The sequence below is a fragment of the Flavobacterium antarcticum DSM 19726 genome, assembly GCF_000419685.1.
Classification (GTDB): domain Bacteria; phylum Bacteroidota; class Bacteroidia; order Flavobacteriales; family Flavobacteriaceae; genus Flavobacterium; species Flavobacterium antarcticum.
Window position 1 is genome coordinate 357200 of sequence record NZ_ATTM01000003.1, and the last position, 12680, is coordinate 369879.

General features: G+C 33.3%; 15 protein-coding genes. 4 read left to right on the forward strand and 11 right to left on the reverse strand.

The window, feature by feature from the left end; all coding sequences use genetic code 11:
* Nucleotides 1-42 precede the first annotated feature (42 nt).
* Genes YWA_RS0106885 through YWA_RS0106910 form a run of 6 tightly spaced genes read right to left on the reverse strand, consistent with a single transcriptional unit; the run spans nucleotide 43 to nucleotide 5282 of the window.
* Nucleotides 43-735, reverse strand: a complete 693-nt coding sequence (locus YWA_RS0106885) for a hypothetical protein (protein ID WP_022827768.1) — start codon at nucleotides 733-735, stop codon at nucleotides 43-45.
* 1 nt (nucleotide 736) lies between these two features.
* The gene (locus YWA_RS0106890) at nucleotides 737-1354 is read right to left on the reverse strand and encodes a hypothetical protein (RefSeq protein ID WP_022827769.1); all 618 of its coding nucleotides are present in this window, start codon (nucleotides 1352-1354) and stop codon (nucleotides 737-739) included.
* A gap of 7 nt (nucleotides 1355-1361) precedes the next feature.
* Entirely contained in the window at nucleotides 1362-3632 is a 2271-nt protein-coding gene (locus YWA_RS0106895; RefSeq protein ID WP_022827770.1) for a S9 family peptidase, read from the reverse strand.
* Nucleotides 3633-3651: 19 nt separating this feature from the next.
* Nucleotides 3652-4311: a hypothetical protein gene (locus YWA_RS0106900; RefSeq protein WP_022827771.1), complete on the reverse strand. Its 660-nt coding sequence runs from the start codon at nucleotides 4309-4311 to the stop codon at nucleotides 3652-3654.
* Between the two features lies 1 nt (nucleotide 4312).
* Nucleotides 4313-4945, reverse strand: a complete 633-nt coding sequence (locus YWA_RS0106905; RefSeq protein WP_022827772.1) for a hypothetical protein — start codon at nucleotides 4943-4945, stop codon at nucleotides 4313-4315.
* Nucleotide 4946: 1 nt separating this feature from the next.
* Complete coding sequence (locus tag YWA_RS0106910; protein ID WP_022827773.1) at nucleotides 4947-5282, reverse strand: PadR family transcriptional regulator; 336 nt, start codon at nucleotides 5280-5282, stop codon at nucleotides 4947-4949.
* Between the two features lie 150 nt (nucleotides 5283-5432).
* Here YWA_RS0106910 and YWA_RS0106915 point away from each other — a divergent pair, with 150 nt between their 5' ends.
* Both YWA_RS0106915 and YWA_RS0106920 read left to right on the forward strand, forming a co-directional pair.
* Nucleotides 5433-6485 (forward strand): ferredoxin--NADP reductase, encoded by a 1053-nt coding sequence (locus YWA_RS0106915; RefSeq protein WP_022827774.1) that lies wholly within the window; start codon nucleotides 5433-5435, stop codon nucleotides 6483-6485.
* A gap of 130 nt (nucleotides 6486-6615) precedes the next feature.
* The gene (locus YWA_RS0106920; protein WP_022827775.1) at nucleotides 6616-6924 is read left to right on the forward strand and encodes a hypothetical protein; all 309 of its coding nucleotides are present in this window, start codon (nucleotides 6616-6618) and stop codon (nucleotides 6922-6924) included.
* On the opposite strand, the gene YWA_RS0106925 is transcribed toward YWA_RS0106920, so the two are convergent.
* The 3 genes from YWA_RS0106925 to YWA_RS0106935 form a co-directional block, all read right to left on the reverse strand.
* Nucleotides 6925-7569: a hypothetical protein gene (locus YWA_RS0106925; RefSeq protein WP_022827776.1), complete on the reverse strand. Its 645-nt coding sequence runs from the start codon at nucleotides 7567-7569 to the stop codon at nucleotides 6925-6927.
* Nucleotides 7570-7671: 102 nt separating this feature from the next.
* Nucleotides 7672-8646: a glycosyltransferase family 9 protein gene (locus YWA_RS0106930; protein WP_084683034.1), complete on the reverse strand. Its 975-nt coding sequence runs from the start codon at nucleotides 8644-8646 to the stop codon at nucleotides 7672-7674.
* Nucleotides 8647-8695: 49 nt separating this feature from the next.
* Nucleotides 8696-9301, reverse strand: a complete 606-nt coding sequence (locus YWA_RS0106935; protein ID WP_022827778.1) for a DUF4254 domain-containing protein — start codon at nucleotides 9299-9301, stop codon at nucleotides 8696-8698.
* Between the two features lie 89 nt (nucleotides 9302-9390).
* On the opposite strand from YWA_RS0106935, the gene upp reads away from it, so the two are divergent.
* On the forward strand, nucleotides 9391-10044 hold the full coding sequence (gene upp / locus YWA_RS0106940; protein WP_022827779.1) for a uracil phosphoribosyltransferase: 654 nt from the start codon (nucleotides 9391-9393) through the stop codon (nucleotides 10042-10044).
* On the opposite strand, the gene YWA_RS0106945 is transcribed toward upp, so the two are convergent.
* Nucleotides 10039-10968, reverse strand: a complete 930-nt coding sequence (locus YWA_RS0106945) for a hypothetical protein (protein ID WP_022827780.1) — start codon at nucleotides 10966-10968, stop codon at nucleotides 10039-10041. The two genes, upp and YWA_RS0106945, sit on opposite strands and share 6 nt — an antisense overlap.
* A 47-nt stretch (nucleotides 10969-11015) precedes the next feature.
* On the opposite strand from YWA_RS0106945, the gene YWA_RS0106950 reads away from it, so the two are divergent.
* A complete protein-coding gene (locus YWA_RS0106950) occupies nucleotides 11016-11246 on the forward strand; it encodes a DUF6341 family protein (RefSeq protein WP_022827781.1) in 231 nt (76 codons plus the stop codon).
* A gap of 46 nt (nucleotides 11247-11292) precedes the next feature.
* Here the strand turns inward: YWA_RS0106950 and purD are convergent, their stop codons facing one another.
* Complete coding sequence (gene purD, locus YWA_RS0106955) at nucleotides 11293-12564, reverse strand: phosphoribosylamine--glycine ligase (protein WP_022827782.1); 1272 nt, start codon at nucleotides 12562-12564, stop codon at nucleotides 11293-11295.
* Between the last annotated feature and the right edge of the window lie 116 nt (nucleotides 12565-12680).

The following is a 12680-nucleotide window of genomic DNA, read 5'->3' on the forward strand; positions in this document are numbered from 1 at the left end:
TGGTTACTCCATTGGTAACCGAAAAGCAGAAATTGTTACAAATTATTTTGAAAATTCATATTCAGGATAGGTTTCTATCAAATATTGTTCGGCTTTTTTGGGAATAATTACAAGAACGATGTATTGAACCAAAGCCAATGCAATGATTAAAAAACTGCCTCCAAGAAGTATTAAATCATCATTAAAAAGTGACCTCAAATGAATAAAAGTTTGCAAAGGCAAAAACATAAATCCACTTCCTTGACCGTAACCGTTTAATATTTCTTTGAACAACCATTTTTTACCCGTTTCTTCATTTTTTCGCTTCATTTTTCTAGTGTTGCGAACAAGTTCTACGAAAAATAAAACGAGTAAAAGTGTCAGAATACTGATAAAAATAATTTCTCTGTGAAAGCTTATTTTCAGAAGGAGAAACAAAATTCCGACGGCTGAAAAAGTGCCAATAATTTGAGGCAATCTGAAGAAGTTTTTGAAGTGACTCCAAACAATTTTTCGATACTTTTTTTCCAAAGCTACATGTCGCTCTTGAACTACATCAGAAAAACCAAAAATGCCAAATTTCTTAAACTCAATTTGCAACGCTTCATCGAAATTTCGTTTTGGATTAGTATCCCATTGTGCTTCGATTGCATTGGCTAAATGGTCTACTAATTCGGTTTGCAAATCGTAATATTCCACGAAATGTTGGCGTGTGAATAGGTAGAGTTTGTCAATTTGTGCTTGATTGATTTTCATTTTAAATCCTTTTTAAAAATTTGAAATGTGCTTTATAATTTTGATATAGAAATACAGAACTCAATATATTCGCTGATAAAATTGCAACGTAAACAATACTTTGACTTGATGCGAAAAAAAAGACAACTGTCCAAAGGCAAACAAAATAGAATCCTCTTTTAAACGCGTATTTATTGGTCGTGTAGCCTTTTGAAAAAAACAGATTTAGTGCAAATGCTGTCGCAATAAAAAACCAAATCCCATATATTATTTGAATTGTTTGCTTATTGTTATCATAGGTATAATTTGTGTTTGGAACATACCATTTTAATAAAAAACCAATAATTACAACTGTGATAAAAAGTACTACTTGTGGAATAAAAAGTCTTTTCAGCTTACTTAAAATAATTTGCGGGAAAGAATCTTTACTACTTACCCAAAAACTATTTGAAAGTTTAATTTGAGTTTCCCACTTTTTCAAAACAATTTTAATCGCTTCGTGAAAAGGAATTTCGCTGTAATTTTCTTCGACATCACTTGCAATATGATCGATGATTTCAAATCTCATGTCGTCAAAAACTAATTCGTTTTTTACTAGAAATGAATTAATTAGTTCTACTTGTTCGCTGTTCAACTGCATAAAAATTCTACTTTAAATTACTTGCAAAAAACCCCAACATCACATTATACAATTCAATTCTATTTTCTTGCCTACTAAACCCGTGACCTTCATTGTATTTAACCATATACGGAACTTCAAAACCTTTCGCTCTAACTGCTTGCACAATTTGATTGGATTCATTTATATTCACTCTCGGGTCGTTTGCACCTTGAATTACAAAAAGTGGTTTGGTAATTTTATCAACATTATTGATTGGTGAAACTTGTTTTGCAATTGCTAATTCTTTTTCATCTTCCAAATTATACCAATACTTGTAAGCCATTTTCTTTTGTCCACTCCAATGTGGCGGAAATGATTTAAAGAATGTTTCAATATTTGAAATTCCCACATAATCTACACCGCATTTATAAAGTTCAGGTGTCTTTATCAATCCCATTAAAGTGGCATAACCGCCGTGACTTGCGCCATAAATCGCGATATTTTCTTTATCGACCCAGCCTTGTTCGATTACATATTTCACTCCGTCTTCAATATCATCCATTATTTTTCTGCCACATTGGTTGTAACCCGCCTCAAAAAATGCTTTTCCGTATCCACCTGATATTCTGAAATTCACTTGTAGAGTGGCATATCCGCGACTTGCGAAAAGTTGGGCTTCTGAATTAAATCCCCAAGAATCTCGAATGCCTTGTGGTCCTCCGTGCGGATTTACAATTAGTGGTACTTTTTTTCCATCCAAAGCTTTTTTTGGTAAAGTAATATAACCCCGAATCGTAAGTCCGTCTCTACTTTTAAAAGTAATTGGCCGTTGTTCTGCCATATCCGTTGGCGCTAATTTTGGCTTTAAATCGTATAATAAACTTACTTTTCCGCTTTTTGAATTGTATTCATAATATTGACCGGCATTTTTATCACTTGAAACGAACAACATATATTTCGATTCATCTTTAGTTATACCCACTACATTAAACTTACTTCCTTTGAAAAGTTTAGTCCATTTTGTATGCAATTTTTTATAGTATTTACTTACAGGAACGGTTTCTCCTTTTTCACCGTTGTAACCAAATGCTGCAATTTCAAAATTTCTTTTATCGTCCAAAACCAATCCTGAAACATCATAATCTGCGTTTGAAAACAATTCTTTTAGTATTTCTTTTTTCTTCAAATCATAAAGTACAATTCTTATTTTATCAGAATCTAAATTGGTCATTACATAAGCCTCATCAGGATTTACAGAAGCATAATTAAAATAAAGAATCCCAAAAGAATGTTCGGATTCAGATTCCACTAAAATGGAGTAATCATTTGAACCAGCAGGTTTATAGTAATATTGATACGACAAACCTTGATTGATGTATTTTATGTAACCTCTCATCACTCCATCTTTGTCAAAAAGATAATTACTAATTGGGCTTGAAGAGTCAGTATTTGTGTATAATTTTTCAAAAGTTCCGGTGTTGACATTAATTTTATAAGGTTCAAAATAACTTGGATTATCCTTATTCATCATTGCAATTATGTAGTCTTCTTGTTCAGGCAAAGCATTTAGAATTCCTGCAGTCACGCCTTCGTAAGGAGTCAAGTCTACATTATTTGTGCCGTCTAGATTTACAGCATAAATATGCGTTTTCTCGTCGCCATTTTTATCCATTGCATATAAAATTCTACTGTCGTTTATCCACGAATATCCTTTTATCAACTGCTCTTTTTCCTCTAAAACTTTTGTTACACTTCCGTTCAAAGTGTTTTTGGTATACAAATGGTTTTTACCTGAATTGTCTATTTTCATGTAAGACAAATAGGTTCCGTTTGGCGAATATTGGAAGGAAGATTCATTCGGAGTTTCCATGAAATCCTCTACAGAATATTTATAAGAACCTTTATCCAAATCAGCAATGGCTTTTAACTGTGCTTCCGAAGATTCTAAATCTTTCGCATCTAAACCGGTTTTCGTCACCTTTTCTAATTGCAAAGGAAGTTCTAAACCGCCTTGGTAATAAGTTCCTGTGAATTTTTCGTCTTTGAAAATTCCTTTGTACGTAATTCCCGCTTGCGCAAAATTAATTTCTAAATTATTATTAGTCAAAACCGTTTTATCCATTGGCAATCCCAAAGCTCCTTGACTCGGAATATCCATTGTAGAAGCAAGTTCGTTATTCACCTCTTTCAAATTGAAAATAACCTCCAACTCATCTCCTTGAACATTTAGAATTCCTTTCCACGAACCCATTTCTTGACCGAAGCTATTTGTCAATCCAAGTACAAATAACACAATTATTAAGCTGTATTTTTTCATCTTTCTGTAATTTGAGTTTTTAATAAACGTATTGCTTTGCTTCTGAAAATGACTTTTTCCGCTGCTTTAAATTGAAAGTAAAACCAATGAAAAGCATTACAAAAAATGAAGGCAGAATGAGATTCGTATAAATCAAACTAAACAAATTACTTTCACTCAAAAAGGTATTTAGGACAGCGATTGATGCGATGAAAATCAATGGAACAACACCATAATAAAACATTAGGTTATGCGTATTCAGTACGACTAATTTTTTCTTGTAGTAATTAGTATAGAAAAAAGGAATGTCAATTATTGAAATAATACCAATTGCAATTAACATTAATAAAGTACCATCCAATGCGTTTTTTGACAAGAAAATAAAAATAAATATGAGCAGATTTAGACCTAAATAGAATGGTTTTGTTTGCACTCGCAGGTGATTTTTAAAATTAGCAAACATTCTGTTGTTGCAAATTTTTGAACTGTTTCTTGAAATTTTTATGATTTCTTTTTTACTGAAATCTTTTTCTGTGAGAATTTGAAATGCTTGCTCAAAAGAAACTGTTTCATCAAGCAACATTTCTTCTGTTTTCAGAATCATGTGGTCTAGAATTTCCAAATAAACTTCGTAAAACATCACATTACTTTTCGCAACATAATCTTCTAGCTGACTGATTTGTTCGTATGTGAGTTCCATATTAAGCGGTATAAAGTTGTTTGTTCTTATTGTAATATTTATAAGTAGTGTTGCCAATAAACCATATAAACAAAACTGTAATTATGCCATAAATTAGAGTCAGATTTACCGCTAATACACTTTGAGGAACCGTCAAAACTCTCGCAAGATTAAAAATTCCAAAGAAAATAATCATCACATTGAAATTATTTTCCAACGCGAAAAAACGCTTCTTGAAAATGCCATTAAAAAATGCAATCCATCCTAAACTAAAAACGATGAGTGCTATTACTGCATAAAGTTGAATTGATGAACTGTACTCTTTTATGAGTTCAAAATAGTTTCGTTGAAAAACAATAAATAGTAGGAGTGCAACTATAATAACATTTTTATTTATCAGAAATTTAAAAAAAGTTTTCAGCGCTAACATGAAATTCCACTTGTTATTTGGTTCATTTGGATTTAAAAATTCCGACTTATTTTCAATTACATATTTTGAAAAAGTTTGGTGAAATCCAAGGTTTTGCTTCGCCATTTCAAATTCAACGGCTGAAGAAATATGGTCGACTAATTCAATTCTTAAATCATCGAAAATAACGCCATTTGATTTCAGGTAGTTTTCGATATGCGCGATATTTGCTGTAGTAATACTCATCTTAATAACTCAATTTAGGGTTAACAATAGACTGCATATTTTTAATAAAATCTTCTAACTCCGCTAAACGATTGACCGTTTCCGTTGTTCCTTTTTCTGTAAGTTTGTAATATTTTCGCAAGCGATTGTCTACTCGCTCTACTTCCACTTCAAGCAAACCTTCCGCTTCTAATTTATGCAAAGCCGGATACAAAGCGCCTTCGGTAATGTGCAAATCGCCTTTGGTAATTTCCTTTACTTTTTGGGTAATTTCATAACCGTACATTCTGCCTTTCTCTTCGAGAAGCTTCATTATGATTGTGTTTAAACTTCCTTTATATAATTGTGAATTCTTCATAATAATTGTTTTTGAAATCGAAATATTTTCATTTGATTATACAAACATACATAAAATTCTTATACATTGGATTGTTAGGTATAAAAAAAGTGATTATTATCATTTTTAGAAACCTATTCCATTTAGTATCTTTACACAAAAAAACAAGACATGTCTTCATTCTATAAATTAAGTGTAAAAGAAGTTCGCCGGGAAACACCCACTTCGGTTTCTATTGCATTCAACGTTCCCGCAGAATTAAAACCAAACTATAAATTCATTGCTGGTCAATACGTTAACTTAAAAATCACATTAGACGGAACCGAAATTCGTCGTGCCTATTCCATTTGTGCATCGCCTGATTCGGATGAATTACGAGTGGCTGTAAAAGCAGTTAAAGGTGGCGCTTTCTCACAATTGGCAAACGAAAAATTAAAAGCAGGTGATTTAATCGAAGTCGGAACTCCAGAAGGAACTTTCACTTTCGAACCTAATTTGGAACGCCAGAAAAACTACGCAGCATTTGTGGCTGGAAGCGGAATCACGCCGGTGTTGTCAATTTTGAAAACGGTTTTAAAAGGCGAACCAAAAAGTACTTTTGTATTGGTTTATGGAAATAAATCACCGGAAGAAACTATTTTTCACCAAATTTTACACGATTTACAGCTTCAATATACAGGACGTTTTTTTGTGCATTATGTGTACAGTCAATCAAAAGCGGACGATGCATTGTTCGGAAGAATCGAACGTTCAACGGTTAATTTTGTATTGAAAAACAAATACAAAGACATCGAATTTGACAAGTTCTACTTATGTGGTCCGGAACAAATGATTAACATCGTAAGCGAAGTTTTGAAAGAAAGTAATATTTCTGATAAAAACATCAAATTCGAATTGTTTACAGCTTCAGCAACAGAAAACGTAATCGAGCAATCACTTGAAGGTCATACAAAAATCACTGTTTTAGTAGATGACGAAGAAACGACTTTCGAAATGTCGAAAAAACAGACCGTTTTAGAAGCAGCTTTGAAGCAAGGTCTTGACGCACCCTATTCTTGTCAAGGTGGTATTTGCAGCAGTTGTATTGCAAAAATCACTCATGGAACAGCGGAAATGAAGAAAAACTCAATTCTTACCGATGGCGAAATTGCTAAAGGTTTTATACTAACGTGTCAAGCTCATCCGACTTCCGCAGAATTATATGTGGATTATGATGACGTTTAGTGTATAGAAATGATTTAAAGATTGAGAGACAAAAAGATAGAAAGACAGGAGCGGAATGATTAAAAATTAATTCTTAATGTTTATTTCTTTTGTCTTACTACTTGATACTTAAATCTTAATACTTTTCACATTGAAAAACAAACTCGAAATATTTAAGAATGCACCATTGTTGTTGGATGAACCAGAAGTCCAACAACTTTTGGCGTATTGTGAGCGTTTGGAAGATGAACTAGTTGAGTTTAAATTTGAAAAAACCAACAATAAAGAACTCATTATGCTTGATATGCTGAAGGAAGTGGTTAAAAGTTGCTCCGCAATTCGTCAACAAGAAATGGAGCACGAGCGTTTTGGTTATGAACTTCCCGATTACTCTGAAGCCATTCGGAGTTTGAGTAGTTATATCTTTGAAATGAATCGGAATAGTAAGCTTCGATTGTAATTACGCCGTTTTCAATTTGGACTTTCCAATTTTTTTGAACCAATATACCATATATATTGCCATTACAATTGATGGTAGTATCCAATAAATCAATCCGTTCAATCGAACTCCTGCCACTAAAAATGCCGTAATTGATGCGCCAAAAGCACCAGTCATTTTACCAATGTGAAACTTCATAACTTTTGACTTATCGAAATTTCTGAAGAATTTAAAATCACGCAAAGACATCGTTAACGCTAAAGGTCCAAATACCAAATATAGAACGCCTACATTTTGCATGTGATACATATAGTAGGAACCGAGAGCGATCATAAAAATAGAGCCAACTAATAAGGTTCCCGAAATTAATTTATCTGTAATTGTCGCATAAGGTCTTTTCTGAAATAAAAGAATTCGATTACCCGATAAAACCAAGTAAATTGCAAAGATTCCAATTAGAAAAAGAAATGGATTTTCGTGCTTTGGAAGCCAACAAATAGGTAAAGATAGCGTAGAACTCAATATCATACTGTAAGAAAATATCTTTCCCGATAGTTTATGTTTCGGACTTCCTTTTTTGAAAATCACGCTTGCAAAACCGGCCAAAAGACCTAATCCTCCAAAAAAAGCGTGAATGTAAATAACAATCTTAATTAAAATTTCCATGAGATCTATTTTGATAGTTCAAATGTAAAAAAAATAATTTCCTTTGAAATAACAAAATAACCGAACCGTCAAAAATACGTACTGAATTGTAGAAATTGAAGTCTAAAGAAGTACTAATCTGATTTGTTCAACCACATGTTTCGGATCAATACTTCGCATCGCGTCTTGGTAGCCTTCAACTGTTTTATTACCGTAAACTGAAGTTGGAAGTAATGGGTACTTGTTTCTATCTGATGTCAAGCAATTTTCCAGCGATTGATTAAAAGGTGCAAAACCAGCATACGGATGTGTCGCACCCCAAAGTGTGATTACTTTTGTACCTAACATTGCAGCAATATGTGCATTCCCAGAATCCATAGAAAGCATTACGTCAAGATTGCTTATGATTTTCAATTCTTGCGGAAGTTGGGTTTTTCCAGCCACGTTTACCACATTCGTTTTGCCTTCCGTCATTTTATCTAGAAGTTCAACTTCTTTCGTTCCACCGCCAAATAAGAAGACTTTGTAATTCGGATTTTCGGCTAAAAGATCAATCACCTTTTGCATCAAATCCAGCGGATACACTTTTGATTCATATTGTGCGAAAGGTGCAATTCCAATCCATTTTTGATTTTTTTCACCTGTAAACGCTTTTAATTTCGGGAAGTTTGGATTTTGTAAATTTATCGGAAAACCCAATCGTCTAAAAACTTGAGAATGTTGCAACACCATGCTTGGCAAAGGCCTGAACACTTTGTTTTTTGCTCTTGTCAATGCCTCTTTTTCTTTACGGTCTTTGTCAACAGTAGCTGTTTTTAAACCATGCACTTTAAAAAAGAAAGTCAAAATTTTTGACCGCAATACATTGTGTAAATCAGCTAATGCATCAACTTTCAATTCCCTTAATTCCTGGAATAGACGCAAAAGTCCAAAAAATCCTTTGTGTTTTTTTTCTAAATCAACGGCAAAAAAATGAACCTCCGGAATGGTATCAAAAAAAGGTTTGAAAAACGGTCTTGAAACCACCGTAATTTTGACGGATGGATGTTGTTCTGTAAAAGCGCGAATTACAGGAACAGTCATCGCGACATCTCCCATAGCAGAAAGTCGGATTACCGCTAAATGTTTAATGGTTTTAGACAAAATACTATTTTTTATTCTGATATAAAACAGGGTTTAAATCGTCGTCGTTGTACATTTTCATTTGCTTGTACACTTTCATAAATTTATCACCATTTTCAATATCAGTAAGTAAGTCGTCAATGGCTGTTGACAAATCACTTCTTTGTTCTAAAAGTGTATTTAATTTTTCCTGACACTTGTTTCTGTGTTCCTGTGAAGCTTCTACTCTATTCGCTTCTTCTTGCATGTGGTAAATTTTCAAAGCTAAAATGGACAAACGGTCAAAAGCCCAAGCTGGACTTTCAGAATTGATTTTTGCATGCTCTTTTACGTTTACCGAAGCAAATTTTTGCAAAAAATAACTGTCAATATATTCCACCATATCCGTACGTTCTTGATTTGAAGCATCAATACGTCGCTTTAATTTTAAAGCAGCAACAGGATCAATATTTGGGTCCCGAATAATATCCTCAAAATGCCATTGAACAGTGTCAATCCAGTTTTTGAAATACAATAAATGTTCAAATTTCTCTTTTGGAAACGGATTATTGATGGGTTGATCGACATTATCAAATTGATGGTAATCGCGAATACTTTGTTCAAATACGGAATAGGCTAATTTTGAAAACATACTTTTTAAATTTAGAAAGACAAATATACTTTTTATACATTTACAATCTAAAAATAGCTCTGTTTAATTGAACTTTCAAACTCATTTTCATGCAAATCCACTACTTATCAGAAAATAATAGCGTTCTCAATCACTTTCTCGGTCAAATCAGAAATGTAAAAGTGCAAAACGACAGCATGCGTTTCCGACGAAACATTGAACGTATTGGCGAAATTATGGCGTATGAAATGAGTAAAAATTTGCAGTACCGTGACGTCGAAATTGAAACCCCTTTGGGCATAAAAAAAACAACTGAAATTGACGACGAGTTGGTTTTATGTTCCATTTTACGAGCCGGATTGTCCTTGCATTTGGGTTTTCTAAATTATTTTGACAATGTCGAAAATGGATTTGTTTCCGCTTACCGCCATCATTACAACAACGACGATGCTTTCGAAATTAAAGTGGAATATCAAGCCGTTCCTAAAATTGATAATAAGAATTTAATTTTAATTGACCCTATGTTGGCTACCGGCCAATCAATGGTTGCCGTTTTTAATAAATTAATTGAAAAAGAACGACCAAAAGAAATTCATATTGCGGTAATAATTGCTGCTCCAGAAGGAATTGAGTATTTAAAAAAACATCTGCCCGATTATTGTCATTTATGGATTGCCACCTTAGATGAAAAGCTAAACGACAAAAATTATATTGTTCCTGGAATTGGCGATGCTGGCGATTTAGCCTACGGCAGAAAACTATAATTGCATAAAAAATGATAAAAAACTCAAGCCAACTACAATTATTGCAGTCACTTCTTGGGTCCATTTTATTTTAATTCCTTCAAAATAACCTGTTGCCATAACAGCTAAAGGCATAAAAGTATAAATCAAAATACTGTTGTTTTTATCTGGAGAAACCAAATAAATCACAAAGCCTATAATAAAAGCCAAGATGATTTTCTTGTAGGAATTGTGATGAATCAAAGGTTTACTAGGCAATGTTACGATCTGCGAAAACAAAAATAAAGCAGTTATCGCAGCATAAATGGAGATTGCAATATTTTGATATTTATTTGTAAAGTAATCAAAATCAAAACTAACGGTAGCACCATCTAACAAATGTGCGAAAAGTGTTGTGTCATAAATCAATACAAAAACAGCATATAAAGTCGCAATGGTGAAAAAGGCGATGTATGGTAAAACCCAATTTCTATAGTCTCGTGCCACATGCAATGCGATCGAAACGAACACTAGTAAAATAAATAAGATACTCCAAAAATGAAATAATGATGCCAGAAAAATCCACATCGAAGCGTCAAAAATTTTCTCCTTTGGCGCAACTAATGATTGCAACGAGATTAATCGTCGCAAAGCCAAAAGAATAAAAAAGTTAGAAATAATTAAATTTGGATTCCCTAAAGTTGTGGGAAAAAGAATTAGAAATATAAAGAAAAACAAAAATGGATACGTGTTGTCCTTACTCAAACCATTTTTCTTTGTAATAAAATTTGAAATAAAAAGCGACCCAATTAATAAACTCAATAATATTCCTTTTTTTGTAATGGATTCAAAAGACGCCAACCATTCGGTAGCCTTCAATTGGTACAAAAAGAAGAAAATAATCAGCAACAGCGTTACCATAATATAATTAAATGGTCTTGATTTGCTAAAAATTGTTGTAATCATGGGGATATTTTATACTTTTGTAAATGTAAATATAATACTTGACTAAAATGAAAGCATTTTTTAATGGAATAGCATCTTTATTCGTAGATTTTTTATTCGCTCCTTTAGATTTTTTAAGATCATTGGAATTGACCAGTTGGTTCGCTGCCAATATTATAAACGCAATTTTTATGTTGATTTGTGCTTCAGCACTGGTTTATTGGATTTTGCAGTTGAGAGACCACAAAAGAAACAATGAAGAATATCAAGATACAACGGCACATTCATTTTTAAAATAAGAACCCAATTCCTTTTTAAAAAAGGAATCAGGTCATTTATTATTTTTTAAAGGTCAAATCCGATATCTTTTCTAAAATACATCGTGTCAAAATGTAGCTTTTCTATATTTTGATACGATTTTTTTATGGCTTCATGGTGATCCGTTCCAAAGGACGTTACGGCCAACACTCTACCACCATTGCTTAGTACTTGTCCGTTTTCTGTTTGAGTTCCTGCATGAAATACAATTGAATCTAAAACATTCTGAATTCCTGAAATCACTTTGCCCTTTTGATACGCTTCTGGATAACCACCGGAAACCATCATAATCGTTGATGCAGAACGTTCGTCAATTTCCAAAGTAACTTCGTCTAACTTTTCTTCTGCAACTGCTTTAAAAAGTTCCACTAAATCTGTTTTGATTCTTGGAATCACAACTTCGGTTTCAGGATCTCCCAGTCTAACGTTGTATTCAATTACATACGGGTCGTTTTCAACAATGATTAAGCCAATGAAGACAAAACCTTTGTAAGTGATTTTATCGTGGTGCAAACCATCAATCGTTGGTTTTATAATTCTACTTTCAATTTTTTCTAACAATTCAGGCGTTGCAAAAGGTACTGGAGAAACAGCAGCCATTCCGCCGGTGTTTAATCCAGTGTCGCCTTCGCCAATTCTTTTGTAATCCTTTGCCGTTGGTAAAACTTTATAATTTTTTCCATCAGTCAAAACAAAACAACTCAATTCAATTCCGTCTAGAAACTCTTCAATAACCACTTTTGAACTTGCGATACCAAATTTCTCATTCAGCAACATATTGCTCAATTCAAATTTTGCTTGATCCAAATCTTCTAGAATCAAAACCCCTTTTCCAGCGGCTAATCCGTCTGCTTTCAATACATACGGCGGCTTCATTTTTTCTAAATAATGAAAACCATTTTCAAGCGTTTCTTTCGTAAAACTATGATAAGCTGCGGTTGGAATGCGGTGTTTTAGTAAAAATTCTTTAGCAAATTCCTTACTTCCTTCCAGTTTCGCACCTAATTTTGAAGGTCCAATTACCGGAATGTCTTTCAAGAAATCATCATCCAAGAAAAAGTCGTAAATTCCTAGAACTAACGGATCTTCTGGACCTACAACGACCATGTCGATTTTTTCGGCAATCACTAATTTTTTAATTTCACCGAAATCAGTCGCCGAAATAGCCACATTCGTTGCAATTGCATCCGTTCCTGCATTTCCTGGTGCAACAAAAAGCTTCTGGCAAAGCGGACTTTGTGCCATTTTCCACGCTAAAGCATGTTCTCTACCGCCGGATCCTAATATTAAAATTGTCATTTTGTGTGTCGTTTGAGTTGTGCAACAAAAATACTTTCTTTTAAACTGAAATAAGAATAAATTCAAAATTATATTCAATTCATTCACTTTGTAAAACGCAATCTGTACTTTTGATT

What these genes read in the sequence shown, in the direction of transcription:
- YWA_RS0106890 (WP_022827769.1), bottom strand. Translation starts at nt 1,354, where the DNA reads ATGCAGTTGAACAGCGAACAAGTAGAACTAATTAATTCATTTCTAGTA.
- YWA_RS0106895 (WP_022827770.1), bottom strand. Translation starts at nt 3,632, where the DNA reads ATGAAAAAATACAGCTTAATAATTGTGTTATTTGTACTTGGATTGACA.
- YWA_RS0106885 (WP_022827768.1), bottom strand. Translation starts at nt 735, where the DNA reads ATGAAAATCAATCAAGCACAAATTGACAAACTCTACCTATTCACACGC.
- purD (WP_022827782.1), bottom strand. Translation starts at nt 12,564, where the DNA reads ATGACAATTTTAATATTAGGATCCGGCGGTAGAGAACATGCTTTAGCG.
- YWA_RS0106905 (WP_022827772.1), bottom strand. Translation starts at nt 4,945, where the DNA reads ATGAGTATTACTACAGCAAATATCGCGCATATCGAAAACTACCTGAAA.
- YWA_RS0106950 (WP_022827781.1), top strand. Translation starts at nt 11,016, where the DNA reads ATGAAAGCATTTTTTAATGGAATAGCATCTTTATTCGTAGATTTTTTA.
- YWA_RS0106945 (WP_022827780.1), bottom strand. Translation starts at nt 10,968, where the DNA reads ATGATTACAACAATTTTTAGCAAATCAAGACCATTTAATTATATTATG.
- YWA_RS0106925 (WP_022827776.1), bottom strand. Translation starts at nt 7,569, where the DNA reads ATGGAAATTTTAATTAAGATTGTTATTTACATTCACGCTTTTTTTGGA.
- YWA_RS0106935 (WP_022827778.1), bottom strand. Translation starts at nt 9,301, where the DNA reads ATGTTTTCAAAATTAGCCTATTCCGTATTTGAACAAAGTATTCGCGAT.
- YWA_RS0106915 (WP_022827774.1), top strand. Translation starts at nt 5,433, where the DNA reads ATGTCTTCATTCTATAAATTAAGTGTAAAAGAAGTTCGCCGGGAAACA.
- YWA_RS0106930 (WP_084683034.1), bottom strand. Translation starts at nt 8,646, where the DNA reads ATGGGAGATGTCGCGATGACTGTTCCTGTAATTCGCGCTTTTACAGAA.
- YWA_RS0106910 (WP_022827773.1), bottom strand. Translation starts at nt 5,282, where the DNA reads ATGAAGAATTCACAATTATATAAAGGAAGTTTAAACACAATCATAATG.
- upp (WP_022827779.1), top strand. Translation starts at nt 9,391, where the DNA reads ATGCAAATCCACTACTTATCAGAAAATAATAGCGTTCTCAATCACTTT.
- YWA_RS0106900 (WP_022827771.1), bottom strand. Translation starts at nt 4,311, where the DNA reads ATGGAACTCACATACGAACAAATCAGTCAGCTAGAAGATTATGTTGCG.